The organism is Catalinimonas locisalis (assembly GCF_038039535.1).
In the GTDB taxonomy this organism is placed as follows: Bacteria; Bacteroidota; Bacteroidia; order Cytophagales; family Cyclobacteriaceae; genus Catalinimonas.
In genome coordinates this window covers 14,726-35,031 of sequence record NZ_JBBPHP010000004.1, presented here as the reverse complement: position 1 = coordinate 35,031, position 20,306 = coordinate 14,726, and the positions used below count along the sequence as shown (strand labels likewise).

At 43.4% G+C, this 20,306-nt stretch carries 13 protein-coding genes; 9 read left to right on the top strand and 4 right to left on the bottom strand.

Going from position 1 to position 20,306, the window contains the following annotated elements; all coding sequences use genetic code 11:
* Positions 1-41: 41 nt before the first annotated feature.
* Positions 42-1,784 carry a SusD/RagB family nutrient-binding outer membrane lipoprotein gene (locus WJR50_RS07485; protein ID WP_341292626.1) on the top strand — a complete coding sequence of 581 codons (1,743 nt, stop codon included), beginning with the start codon at positions 42-44 and terminating at the stop codon, positions 1,782-1,784.
* Positions 1,785-1,796: 12 nt separating this feature from the next.
* On the top strand, positions 1,797-2,753 hold the full coding sequence (locus tag WJR50_RS07480; RefSeq protein WP_341292625.1) for a hypothetical protein: 957 nt from the start codon (positions 1,797-1,799) through the stop codon (positions 2,751-2,753).
* Positions 2,754-2,906: 153 nt separating this feature from the next.
* Here the strand turns inward: WJR50_RS07480 and WJR50_RS07475 are convergent, their stop codons facing one another.
* Positions 2,907-4,169 (bottom strand): monooxygenase, encoded by a 1,263-nt coding sequence (locus tag WJR50_RS07475; RefSeq protein ID WP_341292624.1) that lies wholly within the window; start codon positions 4,167-4,169, stop codon positions 2,907-2,909.
* Between the two features lie 173 nt (positions 4,170-4,342).
* Here WJR50_RS07475 and WJR50_RS07470 point away from each other — a divergent pair, with 173 nt between their 5' ends.
* The 3 genes from WJR50_RS07470 (at position 4,343) to WJR50_RS07460 (ending at position 10,110) form a co-directional block, all read left to right on the top strand.
* Positions 4,343-4,915: a redoxin domain-containing protein gene (locus WJR50_RS07470; protein ID WP_341292623.1), complete on the top strand. Its 573-nt coding sequence runs from the start codon at positions 4,343-4,345 to the stop codon at positions 4,913-4,915.
* A gap of 540 nt (positions 4,916-5,455) precedes the next feature.
* The gene (locus tag WJR50_RS07465; protein WP_341292622.1) at positions 5,456-8,707 is read left to right on the top strand and encodes a SusC/RagA family TonB-linked outer membrane protein; all 3,252 of its coding nucleotides are present in this window, start codon (positions 5,456-5,458) and stop codon (positions 8,705-8,707) included.
* A 29-nt stretch (positions 8,708-8,736) separates the two neighbouring features.
* Positions 8,737-10,110, top strand: a complete 1,374-nt coding sequence (locus tag WJR50_RS07460) for a SusD/RagB family nutrient-binding outer membrane lipoprotein (RefSeq protein WP_341292621.1) — start codon at positions 8,737-8,739, stop codon at positions 10,108-10,110.
* Positions 10,111-10,149: 39 nt separating this feature from the next.
* Here the strand turns inward: WJR50_RS07460 and WJR50_RS07455 are convergent, their stop codons facing one another.
* Positions 10,150-11,844, bottom strand: a complete 1,695-nt coding sequence (locus WJR50_RS07455; RefSeq protein WP_341292620.1) for an amidase — start codon at positions 11,842-11,844, stop codon at positions 10,150-10,152.
* A gap of 86 nt (positions 11,845-11,930) precedes the next feature.
* Complete coding sequence (locus tag WJR50_RS07450; RefSeq protein ID WP_341292619.1) at positions 11,931-14,567, bottom strand: M14 family metallopeptidase; 2,637 nt, start codon at positions 14,565-14,567, stop codon at positions 11,931-11,933.
* A 341-nt stretch (positions 14,568-14,908) separates the two neighbouring features.
* On the opposite strand from WJR50_RS07450, the gene WJR50_RS07445 reads away from it, so the two are divergent.
* Positions 14,909-16,243, top strand: a complete 1,335-nt coding sequence (locus tag WJR50_RS07445; RefSeq protein ID WP_341292618.1) for a sensor histidine kinase — start codon at positions 14,909-14,911, stop codon at positions 16,241-16,243.
* 135 nt (positions 16,244-16,378) lie between these two features.
* Positions 16,379-16,861, top strand: a complete 483-nt coding sequence (locus tag WJR50_RS07440; protein ID WP_341292617.1) for a YybH family protein — start codon at positions 16,379-16,381, stop codon at positions 16,859-16,861.
* Positions 16,862-16,986: 125 nt separating this feature from the next.
* Here the strand turns inward: WJR50_RS07440 and WJR50_RS07435 are convergent, their stop codons facing one another.
* Positions 16,987-17,631, bottom strand: coding sequence for a PQLLE family protein (locus WJR50_RS07435; RefSeq protein ID WP_341292616.1), 645 nt, complete (start codon positions 17,629-17,631; stop codon positions 16,987-16,989).
* A gap of 600 nt (positions 17,632-18,231) precedes the next feature.
* On the opposite strand from WJR50_RS07435, the gene WJR50_RS07430 reads away from it, so the two are divergent.
* Positions 18,232-19,041: a hypothetical protein gene (locus WJR50_RS07430; protein WP_341292615.1), complete on the top strand. Its 810-nt coding sequence runs from the start codon at positions 18,232-18,234 to the stop codon at positions 19,039-19,041.
* Between the two features lie 192 nt (positions 19,042-19,233).
* Positions 19,234-20,244 carry a TraB/GumN family protein gene (locus WJR50_RS07425; protein ID WP_341292614.1) on the top strand — a complete coding sequence of 337 codons (1,011 nt, stop codon included), beginning with the start codon at positions 19,234-19,236 and terminating at the stop codon, positions 20,242-20,244.
* The last annotated feature ends 62 nt before the right edge of the window (positions 20,245-20,306 follow it).

Here is a 20,306-nt window from a genome sequence, read left to right as displayed (position 1 = left end):
CTGGCAGTGAATGCTGCCAGCGATGTAAAACTTTCTTCTCTATGAAAATAAATTATATAAAATACACACTTTTGTTGGTGTTGTCTCTAGGGATCGGTAGCTGCGAGCTGACCGACCTTGACATCAATGAAGATCCAAACAATCCGACTGAAGCTTCATTAAATCTGTTGCTTTCCAATGCACTGCTTACAGGGTCGGAGGAGTTTAGTCATGACATCAATTCTAACCTGCATAGTTTTGTAGGTATTTTAGCTGAGCAGGGTGATGATGGTTTTGATTTGACCAATAACACCTATAATCCGGAGTGGCAGGAACTGTATTTTGGTCCTCTTAAGGATGTACAGCAGATTGTTAATATTGCTGAAGAGCAGGGGAATAACCCTTATTACCTGGGTGTAGGCCAGTTACTAAAAGCTTATTATTTTAGCCTGATGGTAGAGCTTTGGGGAGATATTCCTTACTCTGAAGCTTTAAGAGCTGATGCGGAAGAGGTGATTAAGTATCCTGCTTATGATGATGATGCAGCTATCTATCAGAACCTGATGGAACTTGTTGATGCAGGTATTGCTAATTTACAGGAAAATAGTGTGGTAGATGTTAGTGGGGACCCTATCTACAATGGTGATATTGATAGCTGGATCACAATGGGCAAATCGTTAAAGCTTCGTTTGCTGATGAATACCCGCCTGGTGCAGGATAATAGTGCGGCCATTTCCGCACTGATTGAAGAAGGAGATTTGATATTGGATGGTACTGATGACTTTACTTTCCAGTTCAGTAGCATTAATAACCCAGAGAACGAAAATCGTCATCCCTGGTATGTTGATGGCTATACGACCAGTACTTATAACTTTACGTATATAGGCCATCAGTTTATGGTAGAGATGCTGGACTTTGAAGACCCTCGTCGTCCTTTCTACATCAAGCGTCAGACTACTACTATTTTGGATCAAAATGATGCTTCTGATCGTCAGACTACACCCTGCTCACAGATTACCGGTTGTGTCTATGGCTACCTGGTACTTAACCCTACTATGATAGACAGACTGTATACTGATAAAGGAAAGTTCTTTGATGCCGATGCTGAAGACTTTTTGGCAGGAATTTTTGGGCGTGACCGTTCTGATCCATCCGGTATTCCATTAGATGGAGCTATTAGATCAGCCATTGGTGTTTATCCTGCAGCAGGTCTTTATGATGATAGTCCTGAAGGTGCAGCCAACAACCGAGGAACCGGTGCAGGTCTTTTTCCGATGATTACCAGCGAGATGGTGAAATTCTACATCATGGAAGCTATACTTACCGGAAACCATGCAGGTACAGAAGCAGAAGTACGTGAGATGCTGGAGGAAGTAATTCGTGAGCACATCAATAAAGTGTATGCTTTTGGTGTGGAAAATGATCCCAGTGGAGTGCCTGCTCCAGATGCAGCACTTGACCCTTACATTAATAAGCCCATTGAGGAAGCCACTGATGCATACGTAGACCTTTGGTTGGCAAGGTTTGATAATGCGCCTACTACTAACGCTAAACTGAATGTAGTACTTAAGCAGGCCTGGTTTACCAACTTCGGCAGTGGAATTGAAATTTACAACGCTTTCCGTAGAACTGGTTTCCCTAATGACTTGCAGATTCCTCTACAGCCGCAGCGTGATTTCGCTCTTAGGTTACCTTATGCTCAGGATGATTTGAACTTCAACCAAAGCGTTACTGCTGAGCAGGAAGGGGTAGTATTTGATCTTGATAAAATTTTCTTAGACGAAGTTGACGGAGAGGGAGAATAAACAATAATTACTATGAAGAAAAATTCAATAATATACATAATGATGGTGGTTATGGGTTTGGTGCTTTTTAGCACTGCCTGTGAGGAACCTGAGCTTAATCCGTATGTGGAGCCTCTTCCTGGAGTACATGCTTTCGGGCAGTTTGCTGAAGGTTCGCCAACAAATTTTATCGTAGAACAAACTGATACGGATCTCAATATAAACCTTCAATGGATCTCTGTAGATAGAGAATTGGAAGTGGAAAAAATTGATGTGTTCGTGCTTTTTGATGAAAGCTATGTGGATGAAGATGGTAACCCATTGGTTGCTGAACATGGCGGTAATGAAGGTGTATTTTATACCACTATAGAGGGTGGAGAACTGCCTGCGAATCGTGAAAATACTACTGTTTCAATCTCACAGGATGATGTGTTAAGCCTTTACCAAGGAACCACATATGACTATGATGAGGATGGTACGGCTGAAGATGTTTTTAATAATGAATTCAAGCCTTCCAGAAGTGAGGATGCACCATTTATTTCAGGAGACAGCTTCTCTATACGCTGGATACTCTATACTACTGATGGGCTGGTATTTGACTCATGGTCACCCTCAGTATGTACTGAGCTTCCCGGAGCCAACTGTTCAGTGAACTGGATTCTGGAATGTGGTCAGGTAATCAAAGAACCAGCACAGGATTATACCATTACCTTTAATGACTCTTATGGTGATGGCTGGAATGGAGCTGCAATTAGTGTTATTGTAGATGGTACTGCTACTAACTATACCTTAGAAAGTGGTTCAACAGGTACTCAGGTGGTTACAGTACCTGAGGGCACTACTTCATTATCATTTGAGTTTGTATCTGGTGATTTTGACTCTGAAGTTAGCTATTCTATTGTAACTGAAAAAGGTAATTCAATAGCTGCTGGTGGCCCTTCTCCTCCGGTAGGAGCAATAACTTTAGACTTATGCGTAGAAAATGAATAAATAGAAAACACAAGCTTATTTATCAGGAAGGTACCCCAAAAGGGTACCTTCTTTTTTTAGTATTTAGTGTTTCAAGACTGAATTAAAGCATAAAGAGTTTACAGTTTCAGAAGTAACAGCCTGACAGAGAAAGTTCTCATCCAGAATACTCGGCTATTTCTTTACTGTATTATTAACCTCAGCCTCCACATAATAAATGATGAAGTTCATCATCTCATCCGTAGTGTTCCAGCCGTAAGTGACATCTTTGGGGGGGTAGTTGGGGTTTTCAGGATTATTGATGGTGTTGTCATAAGTTGCTTCCGCATAAATTACTGAGCCAGCGGGTACGTTCAGTAATTCTTCAAAAACATAGGTAGACTGCCAGTTAAAATCCCAGTCATCAATCTTAACGAAGGGTACCAGGTCACCGGCAGGAGTAATAGCAAAAGCACGGAAGGATTTACCCAAGGTGTGCATATGCGGCAGTACCGAAATCACATTTATGGGTTGCTCTAGTGGCGCAGTGCGCATATAAAACGTAGGTTGGGTTTCTGCTTCCAGATAGAAAGGCTGATTGGTAATGTCATTTTCACGCAGGGTCATGATTTTAACCTCTTTCTCAATCGGTTCATCTGTGAAATATAGGTTGATACTAGACTGATCCTGTGCTTCTTTTCCTGAAGGAGCATAATGAATATTAAGGATCAGGTCACTATTTTTCTTCAGTAACTTACCGGTATTTTCAGGATAGATGAAAGGCATGTTGCCTGGTACCCAGCCGTACAAAAACTCTTCGGCCAAAGGAATTTTGTAAAATTCCTGTACTTTAGGGTCAAGTTCAGAAAGACCATCAATACCTCTGATGAGATTAGTAGTATCCAGCATTATGCGGCTGTGATGTACATATTGCCGATTACCAGGACGAAATTCAATAGCTTTGAGGTACACATCTTCCGGCAAATTGGTAGGCAGTGAAAAGAAGCGGAATTCTTCGGTAGCAGTTGGCGGAATATCAAAGGGTTCATGCATAGTGAGGACCAGATCTGGGTCGGCTCTCATCTGGGAATTCTGCTGAAACTCAGGAGGGGAAGGCTTATTTCTTTTCTTACCTTCAGGAGCACCAGCATCAATCCAACTGGCAATCAGGTCTATTTCCTGTTGTGTGAGTAAGCGTTCATTTTGAAAATGCTGAAACTCAGGGTCAGCCTTCCAGGGTGGCATATAGCGGGTTTGTGTGACATGCCTGATAAACTTAGAACGTTTGGCTACATCTTCATAAGTAATCAGGCTGAATGGACCTACCTCTCCTGGCCGATGGCAGGGCGTACAGTTGGTATGAATTATAGGAGCAATATCTTTATTGAAAGTGAGATCCTGAGCTAAGCTTACGTACGATAGGCAAAATAACAACCCGAAAAAACTTACTCTTTTCATGTCAAATATTGACTTTTTGTCGTTCCAAAAACTTAAGTGAAATATTTGGCAATCAGTGGTTTGACACCAATATTAATTTGTAATATATTAAAAAAATGAAAGATTTCCTGAAGAGTAAAAAACATATGCATAAAAGTGTTTCTGCCAGTATTTACTTCCCAATTTGGCTTTGCATGATATTGTCAATTTCCGTACAGGCTCAAACCAACTCATGGATTGATATAAACTTACAGTCAGCCCAGGGAGATGAAGCCTCTGTAAGCAAACTTTTAGGAGATCAGGGGGCTGTCCTTTTGTTTCTTGACCCCGACTGTCCCGTCTCTCAGAAGTATGGGGCTACCATCAGAAAGTTATCCCGTAAGTTTGAAGAAAAAGGTATACAAACCATTGCCATCTATCCGGTGGTCAATATTGATGAAGATAAAGTAAATACTTTTGCCAATGAATATCAGTATGAGTTTACCCACCTCCTGGACCCTCAGATGGAACTAACCAAAAGTATACAAGCCAGTGTTACCCCTGAAGCTTATCTTTTGGACAGTAAAGGAGAGGTTATTTATCATGGGGCGATTGATAACTGGTACTATGCGTTGGGGCGTTATAGAAGAGTGGTTACCCGGCACTTTTTAAAAGATGCGGTAAGCGCATACTTACAGCATGAGCCCATAACGCAAAAAGAAACTGAAGCCATTGGTTGTATGATTGGTACCGGAATGAACAAAGGAGATAAAGGCATGCATCATTGAGCCGCCAATGTTGTAAATAAAAGATTGGTTAATCAATCCATCGGTTGGAGTTATATCTGTCTCTCTCTGCTCAGTTTTTCATAGCTTGCTCGTAAATAAAGCTGAGTAATTCCCTTCAATTTGAAAAAAAAATTTATAAAAAAATAGGTAAAATTTATTCACATATTTCTTACTTCTGCGCTGTTAAAAATCATTTATAAAAAAACAGTTTTTTTTTAATAAAAGGCTGCTTTTCCACAGCATTCATGCGATAGTTTTTATTAAGCGGGCTGAATAAAAATTAAATCAGCAAATATGAATATGAAGCCATAAGTTGAATATTTGGAATCAAAATTTGCTTTTTGTTAAAAGCATGGCAATAAAATTAACTTGAAATTGTCATTTTTAAAACTACATTTATCCCCCAATATGAAGGATAAAGCAACTGGAAAAGCCAAGCCTATACGTCTCAGCGCTTTCATTTCTTAGTATTCTTACCCTCCGGCTTAAATTTCCTGATGCTCTCTTCTTCAAGGAATTTTTTACCTAAACACTAAATCTATGAGCTGGAACTTTACTCATCTATCCTTTGAGGATAAGCCGGGCAGATGCCTGTGCAGTTTGCTATTGGTAATGCTTTGCTGTATAAATGGATTTGCGCAAAGTCTGACTGTTTCCGGTCAGGTAACAGAGGCTGATGATGGTGCCCCTCTACCAGGGGTAAACGTAATTGTGAAAGGAACGACTACTGGTACGGTCACAGATATTGATGGAAATTACAGAATCAATGTACCCGAGGAAGGGGAAGTGCTCACCTTCAGTTTTATTGGTTATATCAGCAAAGAGGTTGAAATTAACGGACGCAACACCGTAGATGTAAACCTGGAATCTGATACCCGCCAGCTTTCTGAAGTAGTAGTGACAGCAGCAGGTATAGAAGCCAACAAACGTGAATTAGGCTACTCAATCCAGAATGTAGATGCTGAAGAGATTACCAGATCCCGGGAAACCAACTTCGTCTCGGCTCTCAGCGGCAAAGTGGCCGGTGTGCAGGTTACCAGTTCAGGTGGGGCGCCGGGTTCAGCTGCCCAGATCAGGATCAGAGGTAATAAATCTGTTCAGGGCAGCAATAGTCCTCTCTTCGTTATTGATGGCGTACCTATTGATAACTCCACATTCAATACCGCAGACTCACCGGAAGATGCAGTGTCCAATTTAGGATCAGGAGGGGTTACAAATTCCAACCGGGCCATTGATATTAACCCGGATGATGTAGCCAATATTACTGTACTGAAAGGGCCTGCTGCTACAGTTTTGTATGGTATCAGGGCTGCCAACGGAGCGGTAGTAATTACCACCAAAAAGGGGCAAAGGAATACCGGAGCTAAAATTGATTACTCTTTTGGTTATACAATTGATCAGGTAAATAAACTGCCCGACCTGCAAACTACCTATGCTCAAGGTTCGGTGGTAGATGGTGTTCCTACTTTTGAGTCGCCAATGAACGGTTCCACCCAGTCTAAGAGTTGGGGACCCAGAATAGACGACTTACGCTATGCTGACGAAGCTACCATCTGGGACCCTTATGGTTTGATTGTACCTGCTGGTGACCCAAGCGCTACCAATAGAGTGGCACGTGCTTACAACAATGCTGAGTTATTTTTTGAGAATGGCTCAAATGCTTCCCATAACCTGAGTGTATCCGGAGGAACAGAAAAAACAAGTTATTTCTTTTCTATGGGTAGGCTGGATCAGACGGGGGTAATGCCTAATAGCTTCTTTGACAGAACTAGTTTTAGGGCAACTACCAGCGCCGAGATTTTTGAGAACTTTACTGCTACTTTATCCGCTAACTATATCAACTCCGGAGGCAAGAGAGTCCAGAATGGTTCAAATACTTCGGGGGTAATGCTGGGCTTATTGCGTACTGCACCCTCATTTGACAATAGTGCGGGCTACCTTTTTGAAGATGGAACGCAGCGGGCTTATCGTGGAGGAAGCATTTATGACAATCCTTTCTTCACCGTTAATAAAAACTATTCTACTGATGAGGTGAACCGTATCATTGGGTATACCCAATTGGCTTACGATGTATTGCCCTGGCTAAATATCACCTATCGTCTCGGGGTTGATACCTATGGTGACGATCGTATTTTCAGAAATGACATCAATTCTTCCAGCGTGCAGGTGGGCCAGGTAATCAACCAGACCATTCGGAGCAAGGATCTAAACTCAGATCTGCTACTTACCGTCAATAAGGATTTTGAGAAATTGAGCCTGAGTGCTACCATTGGTCATAATTACTTTAACAAAGATGTGCATATCAACCGGATAGATGGTCAGGGGCTGGCTTCTCCGGGTTTCTTCAATATGGCCAGTGCTACTTCGGTCAATGTGTCGGAAGGAGTGACCCGACGGAAACTTGTAGGGGTATTTGGTACAGTCACCTTGAACTATCTGGACGAACTGTTTATCAACCTGAGCGGACGAAATGACTGGTCTTCTACATTGCCTAAAGAAAATAACTCCTTTTTCTACCCGGCAACCAGTGTGGGTTGGGATTTCTCCCAGACTTTTGGCATCAACAGCAGCATCTTTTCTTATGGTAAGTTAAGAGCTTCCTGGGGGCAGGTAGGTAATGATGCACCCTTTGCGGTGACTAACAACGGCTTTGTACAATCCCGGGTAAGAGATGGATGGACGACTCCTCAGGGAGTAATATTCCCGGCTTTAGGCTTAAATGCGTTCAATGCAAACTCATTGTTAGGCAATGATCAGCTAAAGGCAGAAACTACAACCACCATTGAGTTTGGCGGAGACTTCCAGTTTTTTGATGGCAGAATTGGTTTAGACATCACCTACTTTGATGCGAGGACTACCGACGCTATTCTAAACGTAGATATACCCAGTGCCAGTGGGTGGCAGCAGCGGGCAGTAAACTCCGCTGAGTTGAGTAACAAAGGTATAGAAGCCGCCCTTACTGCCAATATTATCAATAGAGAAAATTTCACCTACGATGTTAATCTGAACTTCACCCGTATTCGTAATAAGGTGATCAAACTGGCTGAAGGTATTCCTTTCATCACCATTGATCCCTTTGGCACACAGCGCATCGCTGAAGGCGAGCCCTTCGGTATCTTCTACGGCACGCGCTTCCTGCGGGATAATGAAGGTAATATGGTGATCAACCCTGCCAACGGTCTGCCTTTTGAAGATCCTACTGAAGGTATCGTGGGAGATCCCAACCCGGATTTTCTCTTAGGGTTCAGAAACTCCTTCAATTTTAGAGGAGTCAATCTCAGCTTCCTGCTGGATATCCGCAAAGGAGGAGATGTGTACAATGGTACCAAAGGTGTACTGAACAACTTTGGGGTAGGCGCTGAAACACTGGATCGTAATGAGGTGGTTGTGTTTCCCGGAGTCTTGGGCGAAGTGGCTGAGGATGGTAGTGTGAGCCCAACTTCTGAGCAAAATAATATTGAGGTAGTAAAAGGGGGGACTGACGGTGGCGCCAACTACTACGAAAACTATGGCTTTGTAAACCTGACCGAGTTGACTATTGAAGATGGTTCATGGGTACGTCTGCGGGATGTTACGCTGAGCTATGACCTGCCAAGTAGTCTGTTAGATAACACCTTTTTCAGAGGAATTAACATCGGACTTACTGCTCGTAATTTGTTCTTATTCACTGACTACACAGGTATAGATCCGGAAACCAACCTTACCGGTGATTCCAGTAATGTGATTGGGTACGACTATTTCAACAACCCTAACACACGTAGCTACGGTGTAAGTGTCAATCTTTCTTTCTGATCAACCTTTGAAATTAAATGCTGAATACGATGAAAAATACGCTATATAAAAGATTTTTGATGGGCTGCCTCACACTGAGTTTCTCTGTAAGCTCCTGCGAGTTTGGCGATACCAATGTTGACCCTTCAGTACCTACCGATGTCTCTATGGCTGCGCTCTTGCCTTCCGGGCAAACGGCGATCTCCTGGGTAATCGGCGGTGAAGTGGTGCGCTTTAGTGGGCTGCTTACCCAGCAGTTTCGTGGCATCAACGCACAGCAACTAGACAACTGGAAATACCTCATTCGTGAGGCTGATACCGATGGCCTGTGGCAGCGCATGTACCACAATTCTTTAAATACCATCAATATCGTGATTGAGAAGGCGCAGGAGCAGAATGCACCCCACTATGAAGGTGTAGCCAAAGTATTGATGGCAGCGGGTATTGGCACATTTACCGATGCCTTTGGGGATATCCCTTATTCAAGCGCCTTTCAGGGTGATGAGGGAGAGTTTACCGTTGCCTATGACAGCCAGCAGGAGTTGTACAATACCACCATCCCTCAGCTTTTGGATGATGCAATCGCTAAGCTAAGTGCTGAAGAGAGCGCAGGAGGAAGTCCCGGAGCTGATGACCTTATCTTTGGTGGTGACCTTGAGCTGTGGATAGCGGCTGCCGAGTCCCTGAAGCTGCGCTATACATTCCAGGCAGCCAAGCAGGACCCTAATGCTTATGAAGAGGCATTGGCGATGCTACCCGACGTAATTTCTTCTAATGAAGATGATTTTGAAATGTATTTTGGTACGCTTGCCAACGAGCCCAATCCCCAGTACCAGTTTACCCAGAGTCGTTCGGGTAATATGCGTATGGACGATTATTTTGTCAATGCGTTTACAGAAAATGATACGCGTAAGCCTTTATTCGTGGGAGGAATCAATGATTTTGAGTTTAATGGGTATTATACTTCTATCAATTCACCGGTAGTGCTAATGAGTTATGTAGAGATAAAATTCATTGAGGCAGAATCACAATTGATGAAAGCTTCACCTGATGTAGCAGCAGCCAAAGCAGCGCTGGACGAAGCTGTATCAGCCTCATTTAGTAAAATTACAGGTGTGGCTACTTCAGCTGAATATCAGGCGAATCTGGATGAGCGCTGGAATGCTGCAACAGATAAGTTACAGATACTGATCAACGAAAAGTATATTGCCTGCTATTCTCAGAGCATCCTTGCATGGAATGATTACCGGAGAACCGGCTATCCTGAACTGGAGTTTATTGAAGGCGGAACCAATGCCTTTAATGCTAATGGTGAGATTCCTCGCCGATTGCCATATCCGCAGGAAGAACGCTTGCTAAATCTGGAGAATCTGCCTATCAAGACGCCTAATTTACAAACCCGCTTTTGGTGGGATCAACAGTAGACGAAAAGGAGAGAGGCTGATGAATTTCAGCCTCTTTTTTTATTTACTGGCAGTTACATTGGTTTCGTTGATAAAATACTCAGGATGCTGTTCATCATGTTCAGTGGTTTCCTGAAAAGCTTTGGCTACTTCCAGTATGGTAGCTTCATCATAGAGTTTACCCACAAAAGTGATGCTTTGCGGATGCCCTTTATCGTCAAAACCATTGGGCACTACTACTACCGGATGACCAGTCATATTAGTGATCTGCAGTTGTCTGAAGCCTTGGGTAGGTGCTACAATCACATCTACTTCTTCCATCAGTTTCTCCATCTCCTGAATCAGCTGATAACGATAGCGGTTGGCCATGATATACTCTACTGCTGGAATAAACCTGGACTGTCTCAGGGCATTGGGCCTGGCACCTTCATCTTGCCTTACCATAGCATCGTCCAGATTGTAGCGGGTAAGATCGTCAAAAGCAGCTCCGGCTTCAGCATACATGATCAGAGAAAGCACTTTTACTGGAAGCGCAGTGCTATCAGGCATGCTTACCGCCTTCATATTTGCACCCAGGCTACGAAGTTTCTCCAGGCTGGCGTCATTATTAAAGTTGACAGTATCTTCCTCAAAGTAATCTTCCAGGAAACCAAACCTGACATTGGAGAAATCAACCTCACCATCGTAGTTAAAGGGCAAAGTACGGGTAGTTACATCCAAATCATCTTTCCCATGAATAGCATCAAACACTATGGCACAGTCTTCGGCAGTACGACAAATTGGCCCTACCTTGTCCAGACTCCAGCTCAAAGTCATGACGCCATTTCGGCTAACTCGTCCGAAGGTAGGGCGTAAGCCGGAAGCCCCACAACGGGTAGAGGGTGAAACGATAGAACCCATCGTTTCGGTACCGATAGAAAAGCCTACCAGTCCGGCAACCGTGGCAGAGGCTGATCCTGCGGAAGATCCACTCGCTCCCTGCTCCAGATCCCAGGGGTTTTTGGTGGTACCGCCAAACCAGACATCTCCTCTGGCAAGTGCCCCGGATGTAGTTTTGGCAATCAAAACCGCACCCGCTTCTTCCAGTTTTTTTACGACAGTAGCCGTGTAGTCTAGTGTCTGATCTTTGTGAGTGGCGGAACCCCAGGTGGTTTTATAGCCTTCTACTGCCAGCAGGTCTTTTACACCATAAGGAATACCGTGTAGGGGTCCTCTATAATTACCCTGACTGATTTCTTCATCTGCTTTGGCTGCCTGTTGCATCGCCAGATCTTCTGTAATTGTAATCACACTCTGTAGCGTGTCATCATATTTTTTGATACGATCAATGTAGAGTTTAGTAAGCTCGGTAGAAGTGATTTTCTGATTTTTGATCAGCGAAGCCAACTGCATGATACTGTAGAAGGCAATTTCTTCACGGCTTGCCGGAAGTGCCACATCATCAGGTATATTCCACTGATGTAATACAACATTACTATCAGGTACAAACCCCTGGGGAAGAGGGTTGAATAGCAAGGCAGGAGGTACTTCATTCTTCAAACGGTATTCATGCATGAACTTATAACGCTCTACATTATTGTTAATATCTTCAAGCATAGTGTCTATCTCCTGCTCTTCAAAATCTAAGGCAATAAGCTTTTGAGCCGCTTTGATATCAGCTTTTGTTACCGACTCAGATTGTTCGGGAACCATGATGATATAGCAGAGTGTAGCTGTGATAGCCGCAGTAAGTAGGGTAGTGATAAAATATTTCATAGGAGGAATCTAAATGGCTGTATGATTAAATGACCGTACCGCTAAGGCTATCTCAGCGATACAGTCATTCATCATTTAGAGTTGGCTTATTCGCTTTCAGAAACAGCAGGCTCTACCTGAACAGTAGGCATGCTATCAATCGTACCGCTGTAGATGGCATTGAAGATCAGCTTATAGGTTCCTCGGGGCTGCCCTCTGAACTGGGGGCGGAAGCCGAAAAGTACTACATTCCCTTCTCCATGCTGAACTCTGAGCGCAGCGCCTTTGCCACCGATAGCTTTTTTCTCGCCCAAAGCCCAGCCGCTCATCAGCAAATCATCTTTGGCATAGCTTACCAGGGTTTCAACCAGCGGTTCGGGAGCTTTCTCAATATCTTCTTTTCCACCCTCTCCTTCACGTGACTGTCTTACAATCTCAAAGGCCCTGCTGCGAGAGAATGAAGCCGCTACTGTATCCTGCATACCATAAGTGAGTGGATGTCCGCTTTTGACCACAGCTTTGATCAGGGAGCCGGGAATAAAGAAGCTTTTGCTATCCAATCCGGAAGTTACATTCTTTACCGGCAAGCCAAATTGCTGGATAGCAAAGTCACTGGCCTCGTCAAAGGTAATGAGTGTACCGCCTTTCTCTACATAATTCTGCAAAGCAAGCGTGCCTGCCAGTCCCATTCCTCCGGTGTATTCTTCAGGCATAGTATTGGGTGCATGACCATGTAAAATTTCTCCAGGACTCTGATCCGGAATGATGATGGCATGATATTGTGATAAATCTGCGTTTCGCATTTCTTCATCGTGCAGGGTGTCGTAGTCAAATTCATACTGATCCAGCAACCAGCGGGTCCAGCCTTCGTCCATGTTGGCATCCCACGACTTGTACAAACCTATCTTAGGTTTTTGTAAGGAGTAAAGGCTGGCACTGGGCTCTGAGTTTACCGCCATGAAATCCAGGCCCAACTCTTCCGCTAAAGTATTGAGCTGCACCTCAGTATTGCTTTGCTTTTCTATGATGATAGTACCGGCTTCCATGTCATTGGAAGCTTCGCTCAGCCAGTACACTTTTTCTCCTTCAGCTAACAGTTTATTCACTGCCAGAGCACTGCTGTTATCCCGGTGAGAAAGGGCATAGCCGTAGCTTCCGCTATTCACCTCACCCTGAGGGAGGCTTACAAATTCATCTAGCTCGTCAGTTCTGGCTTCAAACTCATCCTCTACTTTCACGGCTTCCACGCCCATCTGAAGCGGTAGCGTCCATCCGGCAAGATCATAAGGAGTTTTAGGAGGGCCACCAGGATAAAGACGCAGATCAGGGTATTCCTGCTTCTCCAAAAGGTCTTTCACATAAGGACGAAATGGCTGTGCTCCGTACAATACAAAGTCACCTTTCTTGAAGGATTGTCCTCCTGCCTCAAAATCCCGGCTGGCCTGATGAACTTCTACGCCTCCCTGCATCAGGATATTCACCAGATTGTAAGCTTCACCGCTGTCCCACTGCTCGGCAGGGATAACATAGGCAAAAGCATCTTCTTCATTTTCAATGGCATCTCTTCCCATTTTGTACATATCGTACAGCCACTTTTCTTTTCGGTCGGCACCAATGCTCAGGGTAGCCATACCCGCGGTAAGCATATACTCCACGGCATCGCGGAAGTGTGATTCTCCACCTTTCCAGGGGTCAGGATAATTGATGGCTGTACCATCGGTAGGGATGCCATTGCCCACTGTTTTGGGCAAAGAGTCGGGCGGGTAAAAACGAGGAGTTGGGGTAGTATGAGAAGTTTCGGTAAGTATGCCTATCTGATTATGGTAATAAGGTGCCGTACGCAATCCCCCATTCCACCACATGGTAAAGGTAACATCTGATACCACGCCCGGCATATTTTCACGGGCAAAGCGGCTGGCCATTTCGTTGCCTACCATATTAACACCATGTACTACATTGGGGTGTATGTTCGGATTCACAGGTTTTGAGAAAGGAGGAATAAAGATACGGGTCCAGCGGGGTGAACTCTGGTGCTGATTATGGATGATCTGAGGATACCACTCACGAAACAACATATTCGTTACGGCACGGGTCTCTGGCTGGGTATTCATAAACCAGTCGCGGTTGTCATCATGCCCTACATAATAATGATAGAGCACTGGTGGGTTGGTAGTTTCATAAGGAGTATCCAGGTTCTTCTTATACCAGTCAGCGACAATATCCAGGCCATCAGGGTTGATGTTGGGCATCAGCATAAAGATGACATTCTCTCTGATCTTCTGCATCTCGGGCGTTTCTTCAGTCACGACCATATAGGCCAGCTCAGGAGGAAACTGAGTGGCGGCTTTCTCGGTTGAATGTATACCTCCATCTATCCAGACAATCGCTTTACCTTCCTGAGCGAGCTTTTGCGCCTCTTCGTCAGAAATACGGGCACGTGCCATTTTGGTGCTGATCTCTTTCCAGCGGTCCAGTTGTTGCAGGTTTTCCTCGCTGGAGATAAACATCACGTACATCGGTTTGCCCAGCACAGAAGTGCCAATCTCCTGCATCATGGCGCGATCACTGCGCTCATCCAGAAGCTTAAGATAATCGGTGATTTGTGTATAATCGGCAATTTTATAATCTGCTCCCATCTGGAAGCCAATTTCCTCTTCGGGTGAGGGAATATTTTGTGCATAGGCCGTAAAAAAGGATGTGAGCCAAATGCATAAAAAAGTTAAATAATGTATCTGTTTTTTCATAGAGCAGTAGTATATGATTTTACTTTTTTACAGAAAACATGAATTAAACAAATTCTCAATATAGATAAAAATATATCTTTGCAGCAGTGGTATTTTGTCGGGTTTTGTGAAGAGTAATCATGCAATAGTACTAAGTGGAAAGCGTTTAAGTTTAAACTATTCTTAATTCTTTGGATAAGTTTACAGTCATAATTAATGTTATCATCATAAAAGACAGTGTCATATCTTTCAAATCTTATAATTGGGAGTATATTAATTTAAAATAGTGATATAAGAGTGAAGTGGGTGATTTTACCCACGATGGTATAAAATTTGGTGTCTATACAACAAATAATCTGATATTGGAGAAGAAACGTCAAGGATTTTCATTTCTTACGATAAGCAAAGAGGAGAGGCAAAAGTTTTTGCAGTATAATTATACTGAAGACAAGTATAATTTCAGCAGAGGCGCACTTGTAGGAGGGCTTATCAATCTATGTATGCTTCCGGTTGAGTTTATAAGGGTGGCTGATTTCAGTATTACCTTCTGGTTCAGGCTCTCAACTACTGCTTTTTTTCTGGTAGTTTATTTTCTTGTGAAAAACTTTCGGGGTTCTGCCCAGAGCTTTCAGTGGCTTTCTCTATCCATGATCCTGCTGGCTGTTTTATCAGGAATTCTCAATGATTACTTCACTGAGGTCTATGATCTTTTCCTCTCCAATTTCCTGACAGGGGCGATTTTCTTTCTGCATGTGCTGAGTGGATTGTACTTTAGAAAAGGACTGGCACTGAATGTAATCATTCTGCTATTATACACTGCGTATGCCCTCAGCCTGGGGCAGTTCAATGGGCAGCTGATCACCGAACTGCCTGACCTGATTAGTATTTCGTTGTTTGCTGCTTTCTTTGGCTATCTGGTACAGAAAAACAAGTATGAACGTTACCAGCAATCGCTGATCATTGAGCAGCAGTATGAGGAGATTCGTAAAGAACACGATGAATACCAGAAGCTGAACACCGTCAAGGATCGTTTGCTGTCTATCTTATCTCATGATGTACGCTCCCCCCTGGATTCCCTGCAGGGCTTTGTACATCTGCTGGAAAACAAGCTCCTGAACCGGGAAGAGGTGGACGAACTATTGCCCAGCCTGAAGGCTAAGCTCAGCCGTACTACCGAGTTTGTAGGACATACCCTGCTCTGGACAAAAAACCAGATCGGGGGATTTACGCCCAAGCTCACACTGATGAACGTAAAGGATCTGCTGCAGAAAACAGTAGACCTGTATGAACATCATCTTAAGGAAAAAGAAATTCAGGTGAAGATTGACTGTGCCGATGAGCTTTACATAGAGGCTGATGAAGAGATGGCGTATATCGTAGCCAGAAACCTGCTCAACAATGCCATCAAGTTTACGCCCCGTTCCAAAACCATTGTGCTGGCGGCCCATGAGGAAGAGCAGCATATCGTGATCAGTGTGATAGATGAGGGAATAGGGATTTCTGAGGAGCAGATAGAACATATCTTCAGCGTTATTCAGCAGCCCTCCCTGGGTACAAGAGGCGAAAAAGGAACCGGGCTGGGCCTGAGCTTGAGCAAGGAGTTTATGGAAAAGATAGGAGGCGATCTCACCATTGAATCCAATAACCCCAAGGCCGGCGCTACCAGTCGCATGTATTTTCCCAAGGCAGAAGATTAGTGCGTTGATGAATCACTCCTTTTTGTTGCTCTTCTGTTGAGAATACTATTGAGTCCCCCACCGGCCCTGCCAAAGCATATTTCCTTCTGATAAGTTTTTATACCTTTGCAGGAGAATTCTCTAATCATCTTTCTCATGCATAGTATATCGTTTACATTTAAACTGTTTGCCCTCTGTTTCATCCTCTATAGTGCTGCCTGCACTTCCGAAACTCAGCATACTACTGTCAGTTCTGCTGAAGATGTGGAAGCCATCACCGCAGTGAGTGCCGCCCGGGCGGAAGCCTTCAACAACAGCAATTCTGCGGGTATTGCCGAGCATTTTACCGAAGATGCGATACTTATGGCTCCCGGAGAAGCTGCCAGGACAGGCAGGGCAGCAGTGCAGGACTATTACCAGTCTATTTTTGATGACTACGAAGTGACGCTGGACAGCCATTACGAAGAAGTGGAAGTCTCGGGAGATATGGCTTATGGCAGGGGAGAGGCTACCGTTACGCTGACGCCCCAAGGCGGAGGAGAAACTACTTCCTCCACCTCCAAATACCTGAACATCCTTAAGCGACAGCCCGACGGAAGCTGGAAAACTACCCACGACGTCTGGAATGCCAATGAATAGCTTCTGAGAGCTGGTAAATCTTTGAGATTTGCCAGGTCTGTAAATTATTTGTTCCTCACCAGTACTTAGCTTCTGGGGCTAGCTTTGTCAAAGCTCAAAGCTTTGACAAAGCTGCTTAACCCTGATTACTTACTCCTTACCAGCAGGCCTAAACCTTCCAGCAACTGGTCGTGCTCGTCCAGAGCGAGGCGGGCGGCTTTGGTAAAGCGGCGCACCCACTCATCCATTTCTTTCAGCGCGATGTTACGCAATTGGGTAGCCATCTGTGCTTCACCCTGCAAGCCTTTACAGCTTCTGTGGGTATCAGCGATAGCTTCCATCATGGCCTGTGCCTGCGCCAGTTCCTCCGCAGTGACTCCCATAGCCACAAAGCTGTCGGGCAATAGCTGTATTTCTTTATAGAAATAACGGGCCTGCTCCATCCATCCGGCAAGGTTACGCTTGCGGGGCACATCCAGTTGCAGATGTCTCTGTTTGCCCACATCATTACGTAAGGCCAGCTTAGCCGACTTCACATGATAGGTGTATATCTCCCAGGCGTCTGCCTGATCCTTCTTGAACTGCTCCGAAGCACTAAGTTGTAAGCCGTGTTTGGAGTTTTTGTCTGTCTGAAGGGCCACCACATTATCTATCATAGTATTGGCCCGCTGCAATTCCTTGAGGGGGTAACCTACCTTTGCCAGTTCCTGGCTTACGGTCGGCATGCTCATCGCTCCGCGGATAAGCAACCGGGCATCTTCTATCCGCTGAGGGATAGCTTTGGATTTCATCTTTACCATTGTGGTTTTTATTTGTTTAGAGAGGCTGAAGATCAGTAGATTAAGCGAATTTTGATCGGCCAAAGAGCCATAAAACTTACCTGTACAGAAAATCACTGTCAATGCAATGCTGCATCCTGACTGAAACCTTCAGACCAGAGGTGATGCAGTGCTGCAAGTCCACTAAAACAGTTGGATGAGGGGTGATGTAGTGCTGCATGGGCATTGAGACAGTTGGATCAGTGGAGAAACAGTGCTGCAACAGCATTGAGACGCATGGATCATAGGACAAACGACGCTGCAGATGTACTGAGCATGTAAGTTCAGTGGACATGCAGCACTGCAGGTGTACTGAATCTGTAATTTCAATGGGCATGTAGCGCTGTTTTGCCATTTTTTCTACCTGACCAAAGGAAAAACGACAGGCTTCTTACACTCCATGAAAAGGTGGAATGTAGAAAAAGCAAAAAGGGTAAAAATACCCTTTCCGCTAAATTGTTAAAATTTCAGAAATGCTTTATCTTTTTGGGGATGGAAGGTACATATAGATGTAATTATGCAAGAACAAAATCTATTTAGCCCAATGAAGACAATAATGTTTAAATTTGACAAATGAGGATACGACAGTCGCAAGTAAAAGATGAAATAGAAACGTTCAAAATAAGGAAAGAAGCCTTACATAATATTTTAGCTCCTTGGTTTAGTTTGGTTGAAGCCTCTGAGCTTTCTGATTCTGATAAAAAAAAGACCAATGACGAGCTTTTCATTTTAGCAAAGTTTATTTGTGAGTTTAAAGAACCATTAAGAATTATAGAAGGAGTTAGGGAGTGCCCTGATTTTATTGTTTCATCAGAGAGAAAGAAAATAGGTATAGAATTAAGTCAAATAATCTTAGACTTTGAAGACAAACAAAGAAGAGGAAAGATAGAAAATATATTTAAACGCACAGAGGAATTACTCAACACAAACAAATACAATGCAATATATGGTGGAATATATGAAATTGAATTCACCTCAATAAAAATTAAAAGGAAAGACTCTTTAAAAATTGTAGAAGAACTAAAGTTATTGTTTGAAAATCATCACCCTGCAAATCTTAAATTTATTAAAGCAGTTAGAAAGACATCTCCACATGATTTAATAACAATTTCATACGGGGAACCATGGATTGTAGGTGAGTTTGATCAAGAAATCTTAGATAAAGCAATTGCGAAAAAGGAAAATAAACTGAAATACTATGAAGATAAGACAATACAAGAACAATGGCTTCTATTATTCACCTCAGGTATCGGAAAGGCAGGAGATTTTTCTTTTATTAACGATAAAACATTATCTAAAAACTATAATACTAGTTTCCATAGAATTTTCTTATTTGATTCCATGAGTGGAACAATCCAAAAATTGAATGAGGAATCTCATTAGAAAAACTGATTTTACCTTTCTACCTCAAACTTAGCCCATTATGAAAGGTGAAGTGTTAATGTAGATAAACTTGTAATTCACCACAAGTTTCCGCTGCGCTCAAACTTGCGGTAGGGTAGGGAAGGGTAAAATACTTTCTCTCAAATTCAGTAAACCGTAGCTGGCCCCATTTCAATACGAAATAACATGCGTATGCAATCTGTTTTATTCATAACACTTAGCCTATTACTAACCGCTACTTCTCTCTTTGCGCAGGATACGGTCTATTGTGTAGACCTGGAGCGTCCTGTTTTTGAACATTATGATCTCTTCAACGAAGATATTCAGGATAAAAAGATCATCATGTTCGGGGAGATGCACTATTTAGAGGCTAACTATATCATGCAGGCTGAACTACTGATGTATTTGAACAAAAACTTTGGGGTAAGACATCTACTGATTGAGTTTGGTCGTGCCGAGGCTTATCTGTATAACCAATATTTACAGACCGGAGATGAATGGTATCTTGGGTTTACTTCTCCTGGATTTAGCAATTATGAGGAGTTTTATTTGAACATGAAAAAGTTGTATGACTACAATCTGGGGCTGGATAGCCATAAAAAATTACAGGTGCATGGGCTTGATTTAGAAAGAGAACCGGGAGTTTCAGCTACACTGTATTCTCTTTTATCCAATTATTCAGATCATCCTCAGCTGGCAGCGTTTCGGGATTCAGTGAAGACCCGCTTAGATACCATTGGGGTGGAAAGGGATATCAAAACATATATTTATGCTCTCAGAGCAAGCATATCTAGGCTACCTCTACCGGATGATAAAAACAAGGAAGTGATTGACAAAATCCTTGCTAACAATTCCTTTATTTCCGGCATGGAGAAGCGGGATCGCCTGATGGCGCAGACATTTATGGAATTAGATACGACCAATGAGGTCTATTTAGGACAGTTTGGTTTTGGACATACTATGCTTAATAGCAGGAGCGGAGGTCTGGCTAATATATTGAACAGTCTGGAAGCATATCAAGATAAGATACTGGTCATTAATTCTTATCCTACCAATACCGACTCTCCTTTTGATGATTTGAGTGATTGTCCGGTATTCCTGTACAGGTTTGATCCTTCGGATGAAAAATTAGGAGGGTTTGCGAAGAGAGGACCATGGGCATTGGTGCTTAAAGACCCATCAAGATATAAGCGGATAGAATGAAATCGCTCTCCCTAAAGCGCATTTGCCATGCTTTCTTTTATGAAGATTGTATATTTCACCCT

Excerpts from the sequence above, each read along its gene's own strand:
- WJR50_RS07430 (WP_341292615.1), top strand. The coding sequence starts at position 18,232 with ATGAGGATACGACAGTCGCAAGTAAAAGATGAAATAGAAACGTTCAAA.
- WJR50_RS07485 (WP_341292626.1), top strand. The coding sequence starts at position 42 with ATGAAAATAAATTATATAAAATACACACTTTTGTTGGTGTTGTCTCTA.
- WJR50_RS07470 (WP_341292623.1), top strand. The coding sequence starts at position 4,343 with ATGATATTGTCAATTTCCGTACAGGCTCAAACCAACTCATGGATTGAT.
- WJR50_RS07480 (WP_341292625.1), top strand. The coding sequence starts at position 1,797 with ATGAAGAAAAATTCAATAATATACATAATGATGGTGGTTATGGGTTTG.
- WJR50_RS07425 (WP_341292614.1), top strand. The coding sequence starts at position 19,234 with ATGCAATCTGTTTTATTCATAACACTTAGCCTATTACTAACCGCTACT.
- WJR50_RS07475 (WP_341292624.1), bottom strand. The coding sequence starts at position 4,169 with ATGAAAAGAGTAAGTTTTTTCGGGTTGTTATTTTGCCTATCGTACGTA.
- WJR50_RS07435 (WP_341292616.1), bottom strand. The coding sequence starts at position 17,631 with ATGAAATCCAAAGCTATCCCTCAGCGGATAGAAGATGCCCGGTTGCTT.
- WJR50_RS07460 (WP_341292621.1), top strand. The coding sequence starts at position 8,737 with ATGAAAAATACGCTATATAAAAGATTTTTGATGGGCTGCCTCACACTG.
- WJR50_RS07450 (WP_341292619.1), bottom strand. The coding sequence starts at position 14,567 with ATGAAAAAACAGATACATTATTTAACTTTTTTATGCATTTGGCTCACA.
- WJR50_RS07440 (WP_341292617.1), top strand. The coding sequence starts at position 16,379 with ATGCATAGTATATCGTTTACATTTAAACTGTTTGCCCTCTGTTTCATC.
- WJR50_RS07455 (WP_341292620.1), bottom strand. The coding sequence starts at position 11,844 with ATGAAATATTTTATCACTACCCTACTTACTGCGGCTATCACAGCTACA.
- WJR50_RS07465 (WP_341292622.1), top strand. The coding sequence starts at position 5,456 with ATGAGCTGGAACTTTACTCATCTATCCTTTGAGGATAAGCCGGGCAGA.